Origin of the sequence: Streptomyces stoeckheimensis (assembly GCF_045822005.1) — a bacterium.
Taxonomy (GTDB): Bacteria; Actinomycetota; Actinomycetes; order Streptomycetales; family Streptomycetaceae; genus Streptomyces; species Streptomyces stoeckheimensis.
Map to the genome: position 1 here is coordinate 830,176 of NZ_CP169550.1, position 19,477 is coordinate 849,652.

General features: G+C 70.3%; 18 protein-coding genes. 6 read left to right on the forward strand and 12 right to left on the reverse strand.

Features of this window, described 5'->3' with window-relative positions; genetic code table 11:
- Window positions 1–48: 48 nt before the first annotated feature.
- The 10 genes from ACE1OC_RS03730 to aroA form a co-directional block, all read right to left on the reverse strand.
- Window positions 49–1,296, reverse strand: coding sequence for an ATP-grasp domain-containing protein (locus ACE1OC_RS03730; protein WP_407835783.1), 1,248 nt, complete (start codon window positions 1,294–1,296; stop codon window positions 49–51).
- Window positions 1,297–1,308: 12 nt separating this feature from the next.
- On the reverse strand, window positions 1,309–2,487 hold the full coding sequence (locus ACE1OC_RS03735) for an ATP-grasp domain-containing protein (protein ID WP_407835784.1): 1,179 nt from the start codon (window positions 2,485–2,487) through the stop codon (window positions 1,309–1,311).
- Window positions 2,487–3,614 carry a GNAT family N-acetyltransferase gene (locus tag ACE1OC_RS03740; RefSeq protein ID WP_407835785.1) on the reverse strand — a complete coding sequence of 376 codons (1,128 nt, stop codon included), beginning with the start codon at window positions 3,612–3,614 and terminating at the stop codon, window positions 2,487–2,489. Before ACE1OC_RS03740 ends, ACE1OC_RS03735 begins: the two co-directional genes overlap by 1 nt.
- A 10-nt stretch (window positions 3,615–3,624) precedes the next feature.
- Window positions 3,625–4,908 carry an ATP-grasp domain-containing protein gene (locus ACE1OC_RS03745; RefSeq protein WP_407835786.1) on the reverse strand — a complete coding sequence of 428 codons (1,284 nt, stop codon included), beginning with the start codon at window positions 4,906–4,908 and terminating at the stop codon, window positions 3,625–3,627.
- A 45-nt stretch (window positions 4,909–4,953) separates the two neighbouring features.
- Window positions 4,954–5,304, reverse strand: coding sequence for a carboxymuconolactone decarboxylase family protein (locus tag ACE1OC_RS03750; protein ID WP_407835787.1), 351 nt, complete (start codon window positions 5,302–5,304; stop codon window positions 4,954–4,956).
- 50 nt (window positions 5,305–5,354) lie between these two features.
- The gene (locus tag ACE1OC_RS03755) at window positions 5,355–6,581 is read right to left on the reverse strand and encodes a M28 family metallopeptidase (protein WP_407835788.1); all 1,227 of its coding nucleotides are present in this window, start codon (window positions 6,579–6,581) and stop codon (window positions 5,355–5,357) included.
- Window positions 6,582–6,597: 16 nt separating this feature from the next.
- A complete protein-coding gene (locus ACE1OC_RS03760) occupies window positions 6,598–6,771 on the reverse strand; it encodes a hypothetical protein (protein WP_407835789.1) in 174 nt (57 codons plus the stop codon).
- Between the two features lie 140 nt (window positions 6,772–6,911).
- A complete protein-coding gene (locus tag ACE1OC_RS03765; protein WP_407835790.1) occupies window positions 6,912–7,607 on the reverse strand; it encodes a glutamine amidotransferase-related protein in 696 nt (231 codons plus the stop codon).
- Between the two features lie 64 nt (window positions 7,608–7,671).
- Window positions 7,672–9,192 carry a 2,3-bisphosphoglycerate-independent phosphoglycerate mutase gene (gpmI, locus tag ACE1OC_RS03770; RefSeq protein WP_407835791.1) on the reverse strand — a complete coding sequence of 507 codons (1,521 nt, stop codon included), beginning with the start codon at window positions 9,190–9,192 and terminating at the stop codon, window positions 7,672–7,674.
- The gene (aroA, locus tag ACE1OC_RS03775) at window positions 9,189–10,514 is read right to left on the reverse strand and encodes a 3-phosphoshikimate 1-carboxyvinyltransferase (RefSeq protein ID WP_407835792.1); all 1,326 of its coding nucleotides are present in this window, start codon (window positions 10,512–10,514) and stop codon (window positions 9,189–9,191) included. The genes gpmI and aroA overlap by 4 nt, the downstream gene beginning before the upstream one ends.
- Window positions 10,515–10,731: 217 nt before the next feature.
- Between aroA and ACE1OC_RS03780 the strand changes: the two genes are divergently transcribed.
- Window positions 10,732–11,811, forward strand: coding sequence for a helix-turn-helix transcriptional regulator (locus tag ACE1OC_RS03780; RefSeq protein ID WP_407835793.1), 1,080 nt, complete (start codon window positions 10,732–10,734; stop codon window positions 11,809–11,811).
- 47 nt (window positions 11,812–11,858) lie between these two features.
- On the opposite strand, the gene ACE1OC_RS03785 is transcribed toward ACE1OC_RS03780, so the two are convergent.
- Together ACE1OC_RS03785 and ACE1OC_RS03790 are read right to left on the reverse strand one after the other, a co-directional pair.
- On the reverse strand, window positions 11,859–12,218 hold the full coding sequence (locus ACE1OC_RS03785; protein WP_407835794.1) for an ArsR/SmtB family transcription factor: 360 nt from the start codon (window positions 12,216–12,218) through the stop codon (window positions 11,859–11,861).
- A gap of 179 nt (window positions 12,219–12,397) precedes the next feature.
- On the reverse strand, window positions 12,398–14,905 hold the full coding sequence (locus ACE1OC_RS03790; RefSeq protein WP_407835795.1) for a molybdopterin-containing oxidoreductase family protein: 2,508 nt from the start codon (window positions 14,903–14,905) through the stop codon (window positions 12,398–12,400).
- A 209-nt stretch (window positions 14,906–15,114) separates the two neighbouring features.
- On the opposite strand from ACE1OC_RS03790, the gene ACE1OC_RS03795 reads away from it, so the two are divergent.
- From ACE1OC_RS03795 to ACE1OC_RS03815, 5 genes are all read left to right on the forward strand, one after another.
- A complete protein-coding gene (locus ACE1OC_RS03795; protein WP_407835796.1) occupies window positions 15,115–15,771 on the forward strand; it encodes a hypothetical protein in 657 nt (218 codons plus the stop codon).
- Between the two features lie 117 nt (window positions 15,772–15,888).
- Complete coding sequence (locus ACE1OC_RS03800) at window positions 15,889–16,650, forward strand: YcnI family protein (RefSeq protein ID WP_407835797.1); 762 nt, start codon at window positions 15,889–15,891, stop codon at window positions 16,648–16,650.
- Between the two features lie 45 nt (window positions 16,651–16,695).
- A complete protein-coding gene (locus tag ACE1OC_RS03805; RefSeq protein ID WP_407835798.1) occupies window positions 16,696–18,387 on the forward strand; it encodes a copper resistance protein CopC in 1,692 nt (563 codons plus the stop codon).
- A gap of 64 nt (window positions 18,388–18,451) precedes the next feature.
- Window positions 18,452–18,763, forward strand: coding sequence for an ArsR/SmtB family transcription factor (locus ACE1OC_RS03810; protein WP_407835799.1), 312 nt, complete (start codon window positions 18,452–18,454; stop codon window positions 18,761–18,763).
- 287 nt (window positions 18,764–19,050) lie between these two features.
- Window positions 19,051–19,398, forward strand: coding sequence for a pentapeptide repeat-containing protein (locus ACE1OC_RS03815; protein WP_407835800.1), 348 nt, complete (start codon window positions 19,051–19,053; stop codon window positions 19,396–19,398).
- Window positions 19,399–19,477: the final 79 nt, after the last annotated feature.

The window sequence follows — 19,477 nt, forward strand, 5'->3', positions numbered from 1 at the left end:
TCACGAGATCTGGTTGACCGTCAACAGGTGTTACACAAGGGCCTGTTGTCAGCAGCAGCTGGTGTGCGCGCGGTCCACGGAGGCGGCCGCCGCGGTGTCGTCGACGAGCCGGACCGCGAGCTGTTCCATGACGCGGGCGTAGTCGCGCTCCAGCTGCTCCGGGCTCTCACCGGCCAGCACGATCCGCCCGAACGCGCCGCCCCGCGGGTGCTCCACGGGCAGCACGGCGTCACCGGGAGCCACGTCGAACTCCACGAACGGCGGCGACGCGGACTCCAGGCCGGTCAGCGACCCGACGGCCTTGGCGTTGTAGTCGATGCGTCCGCCCGTCTCGAAGACGATGCTCCGGTAGAGCCCGAACTCCGCTTTGGCGGAGCCCGGTTCGGCGAAGCGGCCGAGAGCGGCCTCGGTGGCGATGAGGCTGGGCTCGTACCCGGTGGTGGACCGGATCATCTCGACGGCCTGTCCGCCGGGAACCCTGGGGTTGATCTCGCCGGCGCGCCAGCCGTCGGACGTGAGGGTGAACTGGAGGGCCGCGACCCAGTCGTCCAGCCCCGCAGCCGTCAGCACCCGGTCCGCGAGCTCGTCGAGCTCCGCCCGTCGCGCCTCGTCGAGCCGGCTGGGGAAGTACCCGCCGACCTTGACGAAGGTGGGCGGCGGACCCACCTCCCCCTCGACGACCCAGACCACCTGGGTCCGCCCCCCGATCCGGGCGGCGAACACGCCGAACTCGGGTCCGGTCACGTACTCCTCGATCAGGGCCGAGTCGCGGCCGGCGGCGAGGATGTCCCCCACCGCGCCCTCCACCTCACCTCGGGTCTCGCAGTACTTGAGGCCCGCCGCACTCGAAGCGTCGCGCGGTTTCACGACGACGGGCAGCCCGAGCTCCTGCGCGGCCTCGCCGCCCTCAAGGATCCCGCCGACCACCCGGTTACGGGGGACCGGGACGCCGGCGGCTTCGAGGAGCCGGTGGGTCTCGGCCTTGTCGATACAGGCACGGGCGGCCTGCTCGGTGATCCCGTGCTCGAGCCCCAGCTCGGCGCGCAGACGGCCCGCGAGGGGTACGAGGCGTTCGACTCCGGTGACGACGGCGTCGATGGGCTGCTCGGCGTGCGCGCCGGCGACCAGGGCCACCACCTGGTCCCAGTCGCCGAAGTCGACCTCCAGCGGGTAGTCGGCGAGCATGACCTGCTCGATGGTCATGCTCTCTTCGGCGAACACGACGTCGTAGTCGGTCTGTTCCTGCAACTGCTGCACTGTGCGCTGTCCGCTGAGGACGAGGACGCGAGGGGGCACGGGAACCATCACCTACTGGTTGTCTGGCTCGACCCGGGGGCCGAGCGATGTGAGGATGGCGCGGTATCTGCTCTCCAGCTCCGCGGGGTCGTCGCCGTACACCACGATGCGGCCGTAGCTGCCGCCTTCCGGGTCGTCGACGCTCCGGACGCTGTCGCCGGGGTCGACGTCGAGAGTGACGGCGGGGGAGTCGATGCCGTCGAGGTCGTACCAGGCGCGGCCGGGCCGGTCGAAGGTCACGCACCGGTACAGCACGCGCGTCGCGCTGGGGGCGCTCCGCGTGACGGGGCGCCCGAGTGCGATCTCCGCGGCGGCGCGGGTCAGGTCGATGCCCCTGACGCGCTCGGTGGCGGCCCACAGCTGGCCGCCGGGCGGGCGGGCGGCGACGTTGATCAGGACGGGGCCGTCGCCGGTGAGCCGTACCTGGGTGTGGGAGACGCTGTGGTCGAAACCGAGCACCGCCAGGGCCTCGGTGACGAAGGCCGCCAGCTGGTCCTCACCCTCCGGGGAGAGCCCGCTGGGGAAGTCGTAGCCGGTCTCCGCCTGGCGAGGACCCGGCCCGACGTGCTGGGCCAGGATGCTGACCACTTCGGTCTTCCCGTGGCTGGTGACGCTCTGCACCGCGTACTCGGGGCCCTCGACGGCCCGTTCGACGATGACGGCGAGGGGACCGAGTACGTCGACGGCGTGGGCCACCTCCTGGAGGGTGCGGCACAGCATGCTGCCTCGGCCTCCGGATCCGGTGGCCTTCTTGACGACGACGGGCAGCCCGAGCCGCTGGGCCGCCGGGAGGGCGTCCGCCGGATCGGCGGCCGGGAGGTAATCGGGTACGCGCACTCCCCCGCTCTCCAGCGCCATCCGCATGCGGATCTTGTCGTGGCAGGTGAGGGCGGCCTGAAAGTCGAGGCCCCGGACGCCGAGCCGGGCGGCGAGGTAGCTGGCCAGCGGAAGGTGCGCGTCGTAGACGCTGAACACCGCCTCGAGCGGGCGGGCGGCGTGCAGCCAGCGCAGCGCCGCCTCCGCCGCCTGCCAGTCGCCGAGGTCGGTGTCCAGGGGAACGTCGACCTGGCAGGCGAGGTCCAGCGGAGTGGGGTCGCCGAGCAGGACCGACCGTACGCCGAGCTCATTGAGGACGTCGACGACCCGTCGCCCGGAGACGCACGCCACGCTGGGGCGCGTATCGGTGTCCATCAGCAGCACCTCTTGCTCAGGTCGAGTTGCTCGTCCGGTCCCTGGCACCGCTGTTCGAGCCGGAGGCACGCCTCGTGCAGTGCGGCCCGATCACCCCGGTCCGAGGCGTTCAGCGCGAGGTAGAGGGGTACCGGGTGGGCGCCGAGCTTGCGCTTCTCCGCCGCGTTGGAGCGTCCCAGATCGATCGACGCGATGTCCGCCGCGACCGCCCCCTCGACCAGGCGGGCCGCCATGGCCCGGTAGGGCACGAACGAGGGCAGACTCTGCGTATCGAGCCCGGCCAGCCACATCGACAGCTTCTCCCCGAACTGCCAGCCCGCGAAGACCCCCACGGCCCTCTGGTCCGCGTCGAAGGCCGTGAGGCTGTGCTCGAAGGGCGCCAGCCTGGCCGCCATCGCCTTCAGGAACGCCTCGGGGAGCACATCGGTGGGCGTACCCCGATCCGTCAAGAGGGAGTGGACCAGACGGACGACCGTGTCCGCGTCCGCCGGGTCTTCCACGACGGTGAAACCGCGTCCGGAAGCCCGTCGTTCCTTGGCGAACTTCCGGCGCCGACGGCCATCGGTGAAGTTCCAGTAGTCGGCCGCCGAGGGGACGTCCGTGGCGCAGCGGTACGAGGTCGTGATGTGCGCCGTGGCGTAGCCGTGCCGCATCAGCAGCCCGACCGGCTCACCCGCCGCGGCGTTGGCCACGCCCCAGGTCCGTGCACCGCTGTCGCGGGCGGTCGTCCCCAAGGAGTTCAGGAGGGAGCCGATCGCGTCCTCATGACCGGGGACCGCCAGGGGTCCGCCGTCGAGCGCGGCCAGGCTGTGGGCCAGGAGGACCGGGCCGTCCAACGGAAGGTGCGCCAGTTCCTTGAGGTAGGAGAGCCGGGGGCACGAGTGCACCAGGAAGGCCGGACACACGCCGACCAGCCCGCTGTCGTCGTACGCCAGGAGGTGGCGGGGCTCGAAGCTGCCGGGCGGCGCGTCCTCGAACGCCGCGAGCCACTGCCACGTGTGGAAGACGCTCCCGCCGGCGAGGGCCACGACGCGGTTCCAGTCGTCGGCATCGGCCTCGTGGATCGTGGAGAGGACGTCGATCCTGTGCCGCCCGGACACTCCGGGGGCGGACTGGGTCAGGGTCATCGGGGCCACCTCAGCAGCACGACTTGAACTCGCGGCTGTCCGCCGCCGCCGGGCCGAGACCGTCCGTGAAGACGACCTGGAGGCTCAGACCGTCCTGGACTTCGCGCTCCGCCCGGTCGAGCTCCTCGGCCGTCTCGCCGTAGACGACGATGCGTCCGTAGACGCCGCCGTTCGGGTGCTCCTTGGGATGCACGCTCTCTCCGGCCGCCACCTCCACCTCGACGATGGGTGCCGTCGGTCCCGTCCGTCCCGGAGCGGGCGTGTAGTCGTCGTACATGACGGTGCCGGCCGTGTCGAAGACGATGCTCGTGTAGCGGGCGAAGGGGACGGTGGGCCCGGCCACGGCCTGGGGCAGACCCAGGACCTGGCGCGTGACGGCCTCCGTCATGTCGACCCCGCTGACGGCGGTGGTCATCTCCACGAGGCGGCCGCCGGGGCGGCGCGCGTTGACCTCGATGACGCGGAAGCCCTCGGGACCGCGGCGTACCTGAGTGTGGGTGATCCAGTCCCTCAGACCGATGGCGGCGAGGGTCTCCTGCATCAGCCGCGCCAGCTCGTCGTGGTCGGCGTCCGTCACACCGCTGGGGTGGTCGTATCCCAGCTCCACGAAGACCGGCGGCGGTGTCATGCGCTGCCGGAAGACGCTCAGCACCGTTGTCTTGGTCCCGTGCGTGATCGTCTGGACGGCGTACTCGTCGCCGTCGACGTACTCCTCGACCAGGACTCCCGGCAGCGCACCGGGAGGTGAGCCGAGCAGCGCGGTGACGGCCTCGCGCACTGCCGTCTCGTCCGGGCAGCACCGGACGCCGAACGCACCCGCTCCGTCACGGGGCTTGATGACCACGGGGTACCCCAGAGCGACGGCCGCGGCGGCCGCCTCGTCCGCGGTGTCGACCCGTGCGAAGCGGGGTACGGGCACACCCGCCTCGCTCAGTACGGTACGGGTACGCCACTTGTCGCGGCAGTTCGCGACGGCGCTCTCGTCCAGGCCCGGGGCGCCCGCGACGAGCCGGCCGTTCAGGTGCGCCATGAGCGGCAGGCGCGGCTCGGTGTGGGTCAGCACGGCGGCGACGGGCTCGTCACCGAGCTCACCGCGTACCGCCTCGGCCACCGCGTCCCAGTCGTCGAGGTCGACGTCGAGGTGGGCGTCGGCCCAGGACATGCAGTGCCAGGGTACTTGCTCGTCCACGAGGAGCACACGATGCCCGAGGCTCCGTACGACGCCGAGTTCCCGTTCGCTGCGGCCGCCGAGCACGACGACGAAACCGGCGTCCGTCTTGGATGGGTCAGTCACTGCCGCGATCCTTCGAGATGAGGTCGGATGGGAGCAAGGCAACGGCTAGCAGCAGGTGTTGGCCTTCTTCGCGGCCGCGGCGACCGCCTGGACGGCCGGGCGCTGCAGGGAGTCGAGCTTCATGGCCTCGACGATGCCCGCGATCTGCCCGATCTCCTCGTTCTTCAGCCCCAGCTTCTTGGCTGCGGCCAGGAAGGAGCGCACCGTCTCCTCCCGGTCCTGCATGAGCGCGGCGCACAGGGCGACCGCCGCACGGGTCTTGGGGTCGAGGGCGTCGTGGTCGAAGACGGCGCCGAAGAACTCCTGGTAGCCCTTGGAGAAGGTGGCGTGCAGCTCCCCGACGGCGGGGGCGAGCTGGACCAGCTGGGTGGAGACGGACTGCGGGGCCGCGGCCATGGCGAAACTCCTCAAGAAGGAAGGGGGGTTGGCGAAGGGGGAAAGGCGGATCAGTTCTGGGTCGCGAGGTGGTGTACGGCCGCCAGCACCAGGCGGCCGGCCTTGCGGAGCGCCTCCGGTTCGATCCGGTCCGGGGCGTCCAGGGGTGAGTGGTAGTGCGCGGCGCCGAAGCCGAGGCCCGCGGCGGGGAAGCCCGCCGAGGCGTACCGTCGGTTGTCCGACGAGACGTTCCCCGCGTACAGCGGGATGCCCAGGCGCCGTCCCGCACTGTCGAGCGCGGCGATGATGCCCGTCGGGCTCGGGTCGGCCGGGCCCAGTTCGACGGCGACCTTCCCGTTGAACTTTCCGGCCATGTCGACGTTCAGGACCTCGGGCACGATGCCCTGCTCCTTCAGACCGCGTGCGTGATGGCCCGAGCCGACGGTGCCGATCTCCTCGGCGTCGACCAGCGCGAAGACGATGGGCCGGGCGAACGGCGGCGCCGAGCTCAGCACTCGGGCCACCTCGCACAGCACCGCCGTGCCGCTGGCGTTGTCTCCGGCACAGGGGAAGTGCAGCCCCGGGTCGGCCCCCACGCCGTCGTAGTGCGCGGTGAGCAGGATGGGGCGGGCGTCCGGATCGGTTCCGGGCAGGGTGGCGATGATGTTGGTCCCCGTGGCGGCCTCGCGCACCAGCGGTACGTGAGCGGTGACCGTACTCCCGATGGTGGCGGCCAGCAGGTCGGGGCGGAGCGCGATCACGGGCAGTTCTACGGGGGGCGGGCCCTGGACGCGCTTGGTGAGGTACCCGGAGGCATCGGCGTTCTGCGCGGTCAGGATGCCGATGGCGCCGCGCGCCAGCAGCGCCTCGGCCAGTGCGGCGAACGCGTCGCCCTGCGGAACCTTGAGCAGGACGGCCCACTGCCCCGCTTCGGCGGTTTCGGATGCCGTGCCCGTGAGCGCCCGCGGCATGGGGCCCGAGCGGGGGTTCTCGGCGAACTCCGCGCGATGGACCAGCTCACGGGCCAGTTCCGGGCCGTCGACGGTGCAGGACGGCTGCGCCGCGAGGCGCATCACCTCGCGAATGGCGAAGCTTTCGAGAACGGGCGACAAGCCCAGTGAAACCAGGGTCGATTCGAGGAACTCGGTGGCCAGTGCGTGCCCGGCACTACCCGGTGCGCGACCGGCCATGTCCGGGACGCACAGGGCCTGGAGTGTGTTCAGGGCGCGGTCCGCGTCGAAGGCTTCCAGCAGCTCCGTCGCCGTGTCGGGCTCCTGGCCCTGTGCCGTGTCGGTCATGGTGAAGGTGTCTTCCTCAGCTCTCGCCGGCGGGCTCGCCGCAGCAGCCGCCGCCCTGGCCGCCCTGGCCGCCCTGGACCGATCCGGTCTCGTCCGCGGGCTCGCCGCAACAACCGCCCTGGGAGGCGCCGGCGGTGGCCGTCGGGTCGGCGATGAAACCGCCGACGGTCTCCTGCTCGTTCGTGGTCATGGCTGTTGGTCCTTTCCACGCTTCTGATTCGAACTCTCTTTACTTACACAAGTATCGAATCAGAGTGATCGCCGTGTCAATGGCCGCGACACGGATCGACCGGCCGCCACCGCCTCCAACTCGCTTCTCTCACAGGAGGGTTACTGTTTCCCCGACTCGGCCCGGTCGGCAACGGCACCGAGAAACGCCCTGATCAGCGGGTGCAGTTCATCGGCCGTGGACGACAACTCGGGCTGGAACAGACTGCCGATGAAGAACGGGTGGTCGGGCAGCTCGATCGCCCGCGGCGCCTTCTCGGCGTCCCAGCCGCTGATGCGGAGGTCGCTGTCGAGGATGGTCTGCTCGTAGTCCGGGTTGAGTCCGTACTTGCAGTGATAGGTCTCCACCGTCGACTCGCGGCCGGGGTACACGGCGGCGAGTCGGCTGCCGGTGGCCAGTTCCAGCGGAGCGGTCTCCCCCACGAGCGAGCAACAGAGCGGCACGATCAGCGGTGTCGACGCGTCCGCGTCGTACTGGACGTCCTCCGCGTCCTCGATACCGAGGACGTTGCGGGTGTACTCGATGAGCGCGTGCTGGAATCCGCCGCAGGTTCCCAGGTAGGGGATGCCGAGCGTACGTGCCGTACGGATTGCCAGCAGCACGTTGGCCTGGCTCTCGTAGGGCGAGCCGGGCACGACCCAGATGCCGTCGTAATCGGCGATCGCCTCGGTCACCTCGGCGCTGGGGAGCCAGTCGACCTCCACGCCGAAGTGCGGTGCGACTTCGGCGAGTTTGGCGTGGGCGGGCACGCGGTCGCTGCGGTCGCCGACGAGAGCCAGTCTCGGGCGGGATGTCATCGGGAGATCTCCTGTCCTCGGACGTTCATCGGATGGCACCTGACTCGCGCGTGGTTCCCCGCCGTCACCACAGCGGCCGCCCGGTCATGCGCGGTGCGGGGTCGATCCCCAGAAGGGACAGCACGCTCGGCGCGATGTCGGCGAGGGTGGCGGGCCCGGCGGGCCGGCGTACCTCCTGGCCGTCGGCGGGTACGAGCACCGCGGGCACGGGATGGGTGGTGTGCCCTCCGTACGGCCGCGGGGTGCCTCCGTCTGCGGCGATGAGCATCTTCTCCGCGTTGCCGTGGTCTCCGACCAGCAGCACCCAACGCCCCGCGGCCCGCGCGGCGCGGCAGATCGACTCGACCGCACGGTCGGTGTGCTCGGTGGCCTGTCGCGTCGCCTCGTAGTGACCGGTGTGGCCGACGACGTCGATGTTGGCGAGGTTGGCGACCACGAGGGGTACGTCGTCCCGCCGGGCGGCCGCGTTGACCGCCTCGGCGACCTTGTCGATGTTCATCTCGGGCCGGACCTTGTAGTCGGGGGCCGCTTCACCACTGATCTTCACGTGCTCCTCCACCGGGACCGGACTGGGATCCCGGCCGTTGAGGTAGTACGTGACGTGTTCGAACTTCTCGGCCTCCGCGATGCGCACCGAGCGCACGCCGTGCGCGGCCAGCCGGGCGGCGAGCCCGCCGCCCGCGTCGGACCGGTGGACCAGCGGCGGGATGGACGCCCGGGTGTCGTACTGGGCGAGGCTCAGGAAGGTCACACCGCGCGGAGCGAGGTGCTCGTGCAGATGGTCGGCCAGCTGCTGGATCCGGTCACTGCGGAAGTTCGTGAACAGGACGGCGTCGCCCTCTTCCACCACTCCGACGGGGCGGCCGGCGGCATCGGTGACGACGCTGGGCGGCATCCATTCGTCACCGCGCTGGTTCAGCTCCAGGGCCTCCTGGACCTCGGTGACAGCCTCCCCCTTGCCGTACATCACGGCGAGGGCTGCCTGCTCGGTCAGCCGTAGGTCACCGCTCTTGTCGAGCGCGTACCCGCGGCCGACGACCGTCGCCACACCCCCGAGACCGGCCTCCGCCGCGTAGGACTCGACCAGGCCCAGGAAGGCGGCAGCCGTGCCGTTCGCCACGTCGCGGCCGTCCGTGACGGCGTGGATGTGTACTGCGGGCACCGAGAACCGCGCCGCGACCCGCAGCAGCTCCTGGAGGTGGTGCACGTCGGCGTGGATCATCCCGTCGGAACAGAGCCCGATGAGGTGCAGCGATCTGCCGGTGGCCGCGAGACGGGCCAGGACCGGGGTCAGGGCCTCGTTGGAGCCGAGCCGCCCGGAGGAGATCTCCTCCTGGACGAGCACGCTGTCGTACGGAACCGGGCGGCCGGCGCCGATGACCATGTGTCCGATCTCCGAGTTGCCGACCGTGCCGGGCAGCAGCCCTACGGCCGTGCCGGAGGCGTCCGCGAGAACCGTCGGGCAGGTTTCCAGCAGGTGGTCGAGCCACGGGGTCGCGGCGGCCGCGATCGCGTTGGCCTCGCCCGGCTCCGCGTGGCCCCAGCCGTCGAGCACCAACAGAACGCCCGGCGTACCCGCGATCACAGGGTGCTCGCGGTGCCGTCGTGCAGCGAGTCGAGCACCCTCCAGAAGGTCGGGAAGGATTTCGCGACGCAGCCCGGATCCGTGATGACGACGTCGGGGGTGCGCAGGCCCGCGATGGCGAAGCACATGGCGATGCGGTGGTCGTCGTACGTGTCGATCACGGCGCCGTGCGGCGTGCCGCCGGTGATGGTCATCGCGTCGGCGTGCTCCTCGACGGTGATGCCCATCTTGCGCAGTTCGGCCGTGACCGCGGCGATGCGGTCGCACTCCTTGATCCGGAGGCTGGCGATGTTGCTGATGTGCGTGGTGCCCTGCGCGAAGGCGGCGACGACGGCGAGGGTCGGGACGACGTCGGGCATCGCCTCCATGTCGATGTCGATGCCACGCAGTTCGCCGCCCGTCAGGGTGATGGAGTCGTCCCCCACCTCGGCCGTACAGCCCATGCGGGTCAGGGCCGCCACCAGGCCCACATCGCCCTGCTTCGAACCCTTGCCGATACCGGGGATGGTGACCGTGCCGCCGAGGACGGCGGCCGCGGCGAGGAAGTAGGACATGCCCGAGGCGTCGGGTTCCACGGTGACCGTGCCCCCGCGCAGCTTCTGGCCGGCGGCCACGGTGAAGCGGGTGTACCCCTCGCGCTCCACCACGACCCCCATCTCCGCGAGGGCGGCGATGGTCATCTCGACGTACGGCTTGGAGACCAGGTCGTCGATGACGTGGACCTCGGTGTCCTCCTCGGCCCGCGTGGCGTTGATCAGCAGGCTCGAGGTGAACTGCGAGCTCACCGCGCCGCTGATCCGCGTCGAGCCGCCGCGGAAGCTCGGACCCGTGACCTTGATGGGCGGGCTGCCGTTGCCCCGTACGGCCTCCGCCGTCACGCCCAGGGCGGGCAGGGCTTCGAGGAGCGAGCCCATCGGGCGCTCCTGCATGCGCTTGGTTCCGGTCAGAACCGTCGTGCCGTCGGCGTGTCCCGCCATGGCGATGAGCAGTCGGATCGGAGTGCCGGCCGCGCCGACGTAGACCTCTTCCTCCGGGGCCCGCATGGTGCGTCCGGTCGGAGTGACGGTGATCCGCTCGGCGGCCGGGTCGATCTCCACCTCCACGTGCCCGAACTGCCTCAGCGCCTCTCCGAGGTACTGGGTGTCATCGCACACCAGGGCACCTTCGAGGGTGGTCGGCTCCCCGGACAGGGCGGCGAGCGCGAGGTAGCGGTTGGAGTAGCTCTTGGAACCGAGGAGCTTGACCCGCTTGTCGAAGGTCTGCAGCGGTCGGATCGTGACGCTTTCGGCCTTCAGCCGCGGATCGATCTCGAACGAGCTCAATGCCTTCTCCCCATGATCGTGGCGTCTCGGCGCCGGTGTTGACGCCGCTGAGCCTGCGGGGCGATCAGGGGGGCGGGGAAGCTCCCCCGCTGGGCAGCTAGCTGCCGTGCAACATGCTGCCTCACGTGATCGAAGTCGGCCGAATCTGAACCAGAACTAGCCTGCCACCGTGCTAACTTGAAGAAATTCAATTCAGCAACACACCCTGGGGGCGCTGATGTTGCAGTCGCTGGGATTGGACGAGTTGGCGCACGAGATCTACCGCTTCACACTCAGCCGGCAGGGCTGCCGGCTGGAGTCCCTGCTGAGCGGAATCCGTGCCCCCGAGGACGCGGTGCGCCGGAGCGTCGACCGACTGGTCGAACTGTCCCTGCTCCGCTCCGTGGCGGGAACACTGGTCCCGTCCCGCCCTCCGCTCGCACTCCGGACGCTGCTCCAGCGGGAGCAGTCCGAAATCCTGCGCCGTCAGCAGGAGTTCGCGTACATCAAGGCCGCCATGGACCGTCTCTCCGACGAGTACGAGGAGGCGCGGGCACCCGGTTCTCCCGAGGGCTGGGAACGACTGACGTCACCCGCCGAGATCCACACGCGCATGGAGCTCCTCGCCGCGAAGACCGCCGGCGAGTGTGTGTACCTCCTGCCCTCGGACATGACCGGCCCCGAGTCGCTGGAAGCCCGGCGCCTCCTCGACCAGGACATGCTCGATCGCGGTGTCTCCGTGTGGAACATCTACCGCGAGAGCGTCTACAACCACCGGGCCGACCTCTCGTACGCGAGGTGGCTGTCCCAGAGCGGCGGCAAGGTGGGAACCCTCCCGACCGTCCCGCTCTGGTTCGTCGTCTACGACCGCACCACCGCCCTCATATCCGTCGACCCGGAGGATCCGGGAGCGGGAGCGGTCCAGGTGACAGGAGCCGGATATCTCGCCGGTCTCGTCGCGCTCTTCGAGCGGCTCTGCGAGAGCATGACCCCGCTGGACGCTCCCGACCAGTCGGAACTGGACGAACCCAGCGCCCTGGAGAGGGAAATCCTGCGCCTCATGGGGCAGGGCCTCACCGACGAAGCGGTGTGCAAGAAGCTTGGGTTGGGACTGCGTACGGTACGGCGCATGATCGCCGAGCTGATGGAGCGGCTGGGCGCCCGGAGCCGCTTCGAAGCCGGGGCCAAGGCGGTGGAGTTCGGCTGGTATCGCCCGTGCTCGTGCAATGACGAACGGCCGCAGCGTGCGAAGGAGCCGCAGACGGCCCTGCTCTCACCCGAGCTGACCCCGTCCCCCGCCGTCGCCGCACTCGCCTGACGCCGTAGCAGCGCTGCCGACAGGTACTGCCCGGCCCAGGGCGACACTTACAGCACGGGCGGACCGGGTACGGCCAGGATTCCGGAGAGGCTGGCGAGGCTGTCGCGGCGAAGGCTGTAGTAGACCCAGGTCCCACGGCGGTCCGAGGTCACGAGACCGGCTTCGCGGAGGATCTTGAGGTGGTAGGAGATCGTCGGGGCCGACAGCTCGAACGGGCTGGTCAGGTCACAGACACAGACCTCGCCGTCGCCCGGTGTCGACGCGATCATCGACAGGAGGCGCAGGCGGATCGGGTCGCCGAGGGCCTTGAACATCTTGGCCACGTCCGTGGCGCGCTCGGCATCCAGGGGTGCGGCCACGACGGGTGCGCAGCAGGACGAAGAATCGATCACCTCAAGCTGTGACATCTTGCTAGTTTGACATTTGTCTAATCTTTCCGCAACCGGCCTGAGGCAGGCTGATTTACACCCTTGCGGAGTCGGACGGGAAGTGCCCCGCCCCCGCGCGCGGGGTGTGTCGCGCGGGGGCGGGGCGGGGCGTCCGGCGGGGACTCGCACAGAGGAGGATCGCCGGACGCGAAGGTGGATCAGGCCTTGGAGACCCTGCAGGCGAAGCACTTGTACGCCTGCTGCCCCGAGAGGTTGTCGTAATAGCGGTCGTCCGTAAGGGTGTTGGCCGCCTCGTACCGCTCTCCGCCCAGTTGTTGGGCCAGCCGCTGGGCCGGACCGAACGTGTTGGGGAGGAACACGGTGTCCTGCCGGATGCCCGGCCAGTACAGGGCGGTCGCGGCAACCTTCCCCCGGGGACTCTCCACGACGACGTCGTCGCGGTCGGCGATTCCCAGCCGTCGTGCGGTGTCGGGGTGGATCTGCAGGAGCCGGATGCCGTTGAGCTGCGCGCCGCTGGGGGTCCAGTGCGTGACCGAGGCGAAGTGCACGACGCTGGGCCGGCCGCTCATACCCATGAGCGGGTAGTCGCGGTGCACGGCCCCGTTCCCCTTGACCCCGAGCTTCACAGGGTGGGTGAGGGCCTGCGGGTTGACCGGGCTGACGACGAAGCGGTCCTCGTAGGCGATCGTGGGGTGGGCGCCGGTCACCTCGGGGTGGGTGTAGAAGCTGGGGAGCGCGTGATGGCCGGCGACGGCGAGCTGCTTGTCGAGCTCCCCCGTGTAGATCTCGATCTTTCCGCTCGGGGTCAGGAACCGACGGCCCTTCGCCGCACCCAGCGACTCGGCGGCCTCGTACCAGGAGGGATGGTCCTGGTAGAGCGCGCTGACGCCGGGGTGCTCGGAGGTGGGGCACGGCCAGCGCAGGGGTTCGGTGCGCTTCTGCATGCGCTGCCTGGTCATGCCTCCCATCCCCGGTGTGTGCTTCACGAACTCCGCCCACAGCGTGGGGTAGTCCTTCCACGCCACGGGGAAGGCGTCGGTCCAGTACGAGGGCGCGTTGCGGCGGTCGCGGCGGCCCAGGGCGTGGGCGAGGTCGATCCAGATCTCCCAGTCCGGCTTCGAGTCACCGCAGCGGGCTACGGCGGCCTCCTGCCAGCGGATGGCCCTGTCGTCGCGCCGCATGTAGACGCCTTCGTACTCCAGGGGCGAACTGACAGGGAGGATCACGTCCGCGTAGTAGGCGGCCTCCTCCATGAACAGGCCCGTGTAGACGTAGAAGTCGAGTTGCCTGAAGGCCTCCTTGACCCGCTCGGTATTGGCCGAGGAGATCAGGGGGTTGCCCTGGGTGATGATCGCCTTCAGTCGGTACGGCTTCCCGGTGAGGATCGACTCGGCGAAATAGTCGGGACCGACCGGCAGCGCATGGGTCACCTTCGGCGTGCGGACCGACAGTTCGGGCAGGTGCAGGTCGCCCGGCCAGGTGTTGTGCATGAAATTGCAGCCCGCGCCTAGCTTGCCGATGTTGCCGGTGACGGCCGCGAGGAAGGTCATGACCCGGTAGGTGTCGAAGGCGCCCAGCTGGTGCGAGATGCCGGCGTTGCAGAAGATGGCGGCCGACTCGGCGCCCGCGTAGTCCCGCGCGATGCGACGGATGCTTTCGGCCGGCACTCCGGTGACCGAGGCCGCCCACTCGGGCGTGTAGCCCGAGGCGGCCACATGGGCCTTGAGTTCCGGGAAGCCGAGGACCCACCGCTCGACGAACTCCGCGTCGTACAGCTTCTCGTCGAGGATGTGATGGAGCATCCCCAGGACCAGGGCGAGGTCGGTGTGCGGCTTGGGGGCGATCCACTCGTCGGCGAGGGCGCCGGTCGGGGTCTCCCGGGGATCGACGACGACGAGCTTCGCCTTCGTGCGGGCCCGGCCGCGCAGCAGGTAGTCGAAGGTGACGGGATGCGTCTCCGCCTGGTTGGTCCCGAGGAAGAGGAAATAGCCGGCCGAGCCCAGGTCGTCCTTGCCGGTGGCTCCGTCCGTCCCGTAGCCGTTGGTGAAGTTCCCCATGCCGAAGGTGGTCTTGAGCGCGTTGCCGCCCGCGTCGTTGCACACCGGCCCGACGTCCGTGTTGTTCGGGCTGCCGAGCAGGGCGAAGAGCCGGCCGACGAGCGAACCGGTACCGCGCGGCAGACGTCCGTTGGTCCGGTTGGCGACGGCCGCGGCCTCGCCGCCGTCGCGGAGCGCGAGGAGCCGCCGGGCGATCACGTCGAGGGCCTCGTCCCAGGTGGCCTCGCGGAACGCCGACTCCTTGGAACCTTTGCGGCCGCCCGTACGGATCAGCGGTTTCTTGAGCCGCAGCGGATTGTGCACGAGCTCGGCCATCATGGGCGCCTTGACGCAGATGTTCCCCTGCTGAACGGGATCACCGGCGGCACCCTGCACGCTGATGACGCGCTCGGCGCGCACCCCTACGGACAGCGCGCAGTTCGAATTGCAGAACTGGCAGGCACTGGTGACCGTCCGGTCGGGCTGCATGGCTGCCGAGCCCTCGGTGTAGTTCAACAAGCCACCTTCGCCGCTGGTGTTGAGGTTTGCGCTCGCGGCGGATCCATCGGCCGCCGCGACCGACGGGATGTTCACGGCCAGGGCCGCACCGGTCAGCACGGCGCCCTGGACCACGTTCCGCCTGGAGACCGGCTTGCTGCTGTGTGACACGTCCAACTCCCCCTGTTGTGTATGAGGCGCCGCGAGCCTAGGGGGACCAGGATCCCGTGTCTAGATATTCATCTAATCAAGGCGCTACAGTGAGGCCCGCCGGGAGCCGCCTCAACTGGCCCGTTTCGTATGCCCATTGATCGTTCGATCCCCGGCTTCCGACCTGTTTCGGTCACACACTCTCCCGCGCACCCCGAGAGGGGGTGAAGATGAGTTCCCCTACGCGCTCACGGTCCGGTCACGGGTCCTGGCCGGTACGCGCCTTCGTGTTCGCCTCCGTCGCGGTGCTGCTGTCCGCGTTCGGCCACAGCCTGATGACGGGGACGTCGCCCGCGGCCTGCACCCTGCTCTCAGGGGCCGCAGCGGCATCCCTCTTCTTCGCTCCCCTTGCCCGGAGACGGCTGCCCGTCCCGATGAGCGCCGGAAGCCTCTGCGCCCTCCAGATCGGACTGCACGTCTTCTTCGCGGGCGCCGGGGCTTCGAGCCCGATGCCCCACGGCATGACGGCCGAAGCACACACGGGCATGGCGGCCGGCCCCACCTGGGTGTCCCTCGTGCCGACGGTTCCGATGGCATGCGGTCACATCGTGGCGTCGGCGAGCATCGCGTGGGTACTCCACGGCGGGGACACCGCGGCCGAGCGGATCCTCGGACTCGCGCACCTGCACGTGGCCCGGGGCATTGCCCACGTCGTGCACGCGCTCCGGATCCACCTCCGGGCCGAGCGGTGCTCGCCTCCTGACACCACCAGGCTCGTCCGGTGCTCAACACATCGGCCCGACCCTGCGGCTACGGGACTGGCATCGCTCCTGGTGTACGACGTGATCCGACGAGGCCCTCCCCCAGGGGTGCCCGTACTCGTCTGACGCCGCTTCGGCGCGTCCATCGAGCCGGGAACTCTCACGCCACCCCTATCTCGTCCCCCTTCTCGCCCCGGCCCCACCCGGCCCGGCACGGGGACACGTCCCACTGGAGTCTTCGCCATGCGTTCCTTCTCCCGCCTCGGCGTCATCGCCGCCACGGCAGTCGCCGGCCTCGCCTTCCTGACGACGCCCGCCCTCGCCCATGTGTCCGTACAAGCCGAAGGCGCCGCCGCCAAGGGCGGCTACGCCACCGTGAACGTCAAGGTCCCCAACGAGCGTGCCGACGCCTCCACGGTCTCGGTCGAGGTGTCCTTCCCCACCGAGCACCCCCTGGCTTCGGTCATGCCCCAGCCGGTCGCGGGGTGGGACATCGTGGTCACCAAGGCCAAGCTGGACAAGCCCCTGACCGTCCACGGGAAGAGCATCACCGAAGTCGTCAGCAAGGTGACGTGGACCGCCACGGGCAAGGGGATCGAGCCCGGCTACTTCCAGAAGTTCCCACTGTCGCTGGGGCAGTTGCCGCAGGACGCGGATGAACTGGTCCTCAAGGCGCTGCAGACCTACAGCAGCACGGAGGTCGTGCGGTGGATCGAGCCCCCGGTCGCCGGGCAGGAGGCACCCGAGCACCCGGCCCCCGTGCTGAAGCTCTCCGCCGCGGCCGACGACCACCACGGGGCGGCGTCCGCCACGCCGGCGCCCTCCGGTGAGCCCGCCAAGGGCAGCGAGCCCTCCAAGGCCGGCGGGCACAAGACCGAGGACACCGCCGCTTCCTCCCACCAGAGCGACGGCACCGCCCGCTGGCTCGGTGGGGTGGGGATTGCCGTCGGTGTGGCGGGTCTCGGCGTGGCCGTCCTCGTCGGCCGCCGACGCGGCAACGCCTGATCCGGGGGCTGGCATTCGATGGCGGTGACCGCTTCCCGTGTCCGTGTGTGGATCGTTGCCCTGGTGGCGTGTCTGGCCGGCCTCGGGCTGTCGATCGCGGGCGCGAGTCCGGCCGAGGCACACGCCGTGCTCACGAGCAGCACTCCAGCGCGGGGAGCGGTGATCGCCGAGCCGCCCTCCCGGGTGCAGCTCGTCTTCTCGGAAGGGATCACCCTGACCTCCGACTCCCTCCGGGTCCTCGACCCGCAGGGACGAAGGGTCGACGACGCGCGCCCCCGGGCGGAAGACGGCAACGCCTACGCCGTGGGGCTGCGCGCCGAGCTACCGAACGGGACGTACACCGTGGCCTACCAGGGGGTGTCCGCGGACAGCCATCCCATCGCGGGGGCCTTCACCTTCTCCGTGGGCGCGCCGTCGGCAACTTCCGTGTCCGCGGATGCGGGTACGCGGAACCCGGACGCGGGGGTCGTCGGCCGGGCCTACGCAGCGGGACGGTTCGGCGCGTACGGAGGCGTGATCCTCCTCTTCGGCGCTTCCTGCTTCCTCCTGTGGTGCTGGCCCGAAGGGCAGGCCCACTCCCACCTGCGTCGCGCCCTGGCCGTCGGCTGGGGGATGGCGTTCTGCTCCACACTCGCCCTGCTGGCCCTCCGGGGCGCCTACACCGGCACCGGCAGGGTCGAGGACGTGGCCGACTTGTCGCGACTGGTCCAGGTGCTGCGCACCAAGACGGGCGTCCTGCTGGGCGTGCGCGCGGTCCTTCTGATCGCGTGTGCCGTCCTGTGGGTACGCAGGGCCACGTCATCGGCGGTCGGCAGTCGCCCGTCGGGCTGGCTGCTCGGGTGGAGCGCCCTCGCGGCCGCCAGCCTCGCGGGTACCTGGGCCGGGGCGGAACACGCCTCGGCCGGCCTGCAGCGCCTCGTGGCCGTACCGGTCGACACGGTGCACCTGCTGGCCGCGGGAACGTGGGTCGGCGGGCTGTTCGTCCTGACGGTGGCACTGCTGCGCCGGACGGAGGTTCCGGCCGACGCCCTGGCCAGGTTCTCGCGGGTCGCCTTCGTCAGCGTCTGCGCGCTCGTCGTGACCGGGCTCTACCAGGCCTGGCGACAGGTGGGCTCGCCCTCCGCCCTGCTGGAGACTCGGTTCGGCCTCCTGCTCCTGGCCAAGCTGGGTGCGGTCGCGGTCCTGCTGTGCCTGGGGTACGTCTCGCACCGCTGGACCAGGCGGTTCACCCGGACCGCTCCCGGAAGCCCCGGCCCTCCCCTCCCACGGCTTCGCCGGTCGGTGGCGTCCGAGGCCGTACTCGGCCTGTGTGTGATCGCACTGACCGCCGCCCTGACATCGACGGAGCCCGCGCGTTCGGAAGCGTCCGCCGCGGCTGCGATGTCACGCGTAGCAGGCCCCGTCTCCGTCGAGGTCGCCTTCGATACGGGAGGACCCAAGGGCTCGGGGTCGGCTCTCGTCATCATCGATCCCGGCCTGCCCGGAGCCAACGGAGTCCATGTCACCCTGACGGATCCGGCCGACATGCCCCTGGACGTCCCCGCGGTGGAGGCTTCGCTGACCTCCCCGTCCCACGGGATCGGACCGCTGCCGATTCCGCTGCGCAGGGTGTCGGAGGGTCATTGGACGGTCCCCGACTTCCAGGTGCCGATGCCCGGCGACTGGGAACTGGCCCTGACCGTACGGACGTCCGATATCGACCAGACCACAGTGCGTCGTCCCGTCAGGCTGCGATGACGGAAGAGCGGGTGGCCCGGTGAAGCACTGGCTGCACCGGGCCCTCCCGTGCCATGATCAGCGCATGGTTACATCAGTTGACAGTGACGTCTTACGCGTACTGTCCGACCCCCTGCGCCTCAGGATCGTGACCTTGCTGGCGAGCGAGGCTCTCTGTACGACTCACCTGGTCGAAGAGACGGGTGCACGGCAGACCAACCTCTCGAACCATCTGAAGGTCCTGCGCGAGGCCGGCCTCGTCGAAACCGAGCCGTGCGGTCGGTGGACGTACTACCGCCTCAAGCCCAGCGGCCTGGCTGCCCTGGCAGCCGAACTGGGCCGACTGGCCAAGAGCGCCCAGGAAACTGCCGACAGCGGCCGCAAGCGCCCTTGCTGAGACCACGGGTCCGGCCGGGCTTCGCACTGCAACTCCGGGTCCGGACACACCGATGGGCAGCCGACACCCCGCACACCTGCTACCCACCGGGGCGGACCCCTGAGCCGTCTCTTCCGGATCTTGCCGGGCCCGCGACACCTGGACCGCACACCCGGGCGCGTTGTCGGGGCCGGCAGACCGCAGGCCTGTCCCGCTGCCTGGCCCACTTCACCTCCGCCGAGCTCACCGCGTACCTGGGATCGCTGTCACCCGGCGACAACGTCGAGCACCAGGGCGTCACGTTCTCCATGGGGTTGGCCCGGGTGTTGTTCGACGCCCTCTGGGACCCAGCCATCGAACGGCCCCGCTTCGGCCGGGCCACGTTCGACTACGCGACCTTCGCCTCCGAAGCCCGCTTCGAAGGCGCGGTGTTCGCGGCCGAGGCAGGCTTCAAGGGCACGGTGTTCGGCGACGACGCCTGGTTCGACAACGCGACGGAATCGACGGCCATCCTGCGACTGCGATACGGCGACGTGGATCTGTCGGACGCCGTCATCACCCAGCCGATCGCGGTCACCGCCCACACGGCGCCTTTCCCCAGCTCGGGGACACCGTCTTCGCCCGGGCGCCGGCGGGGACCGACCTGCGCAGGGTGATCCCGCTGCGCAGGACCCAGCGGCTCGCCCTGGCCGAGGAGCACCACTGGCGGGCCCTTCCCCTCCACCGGCGCAGACT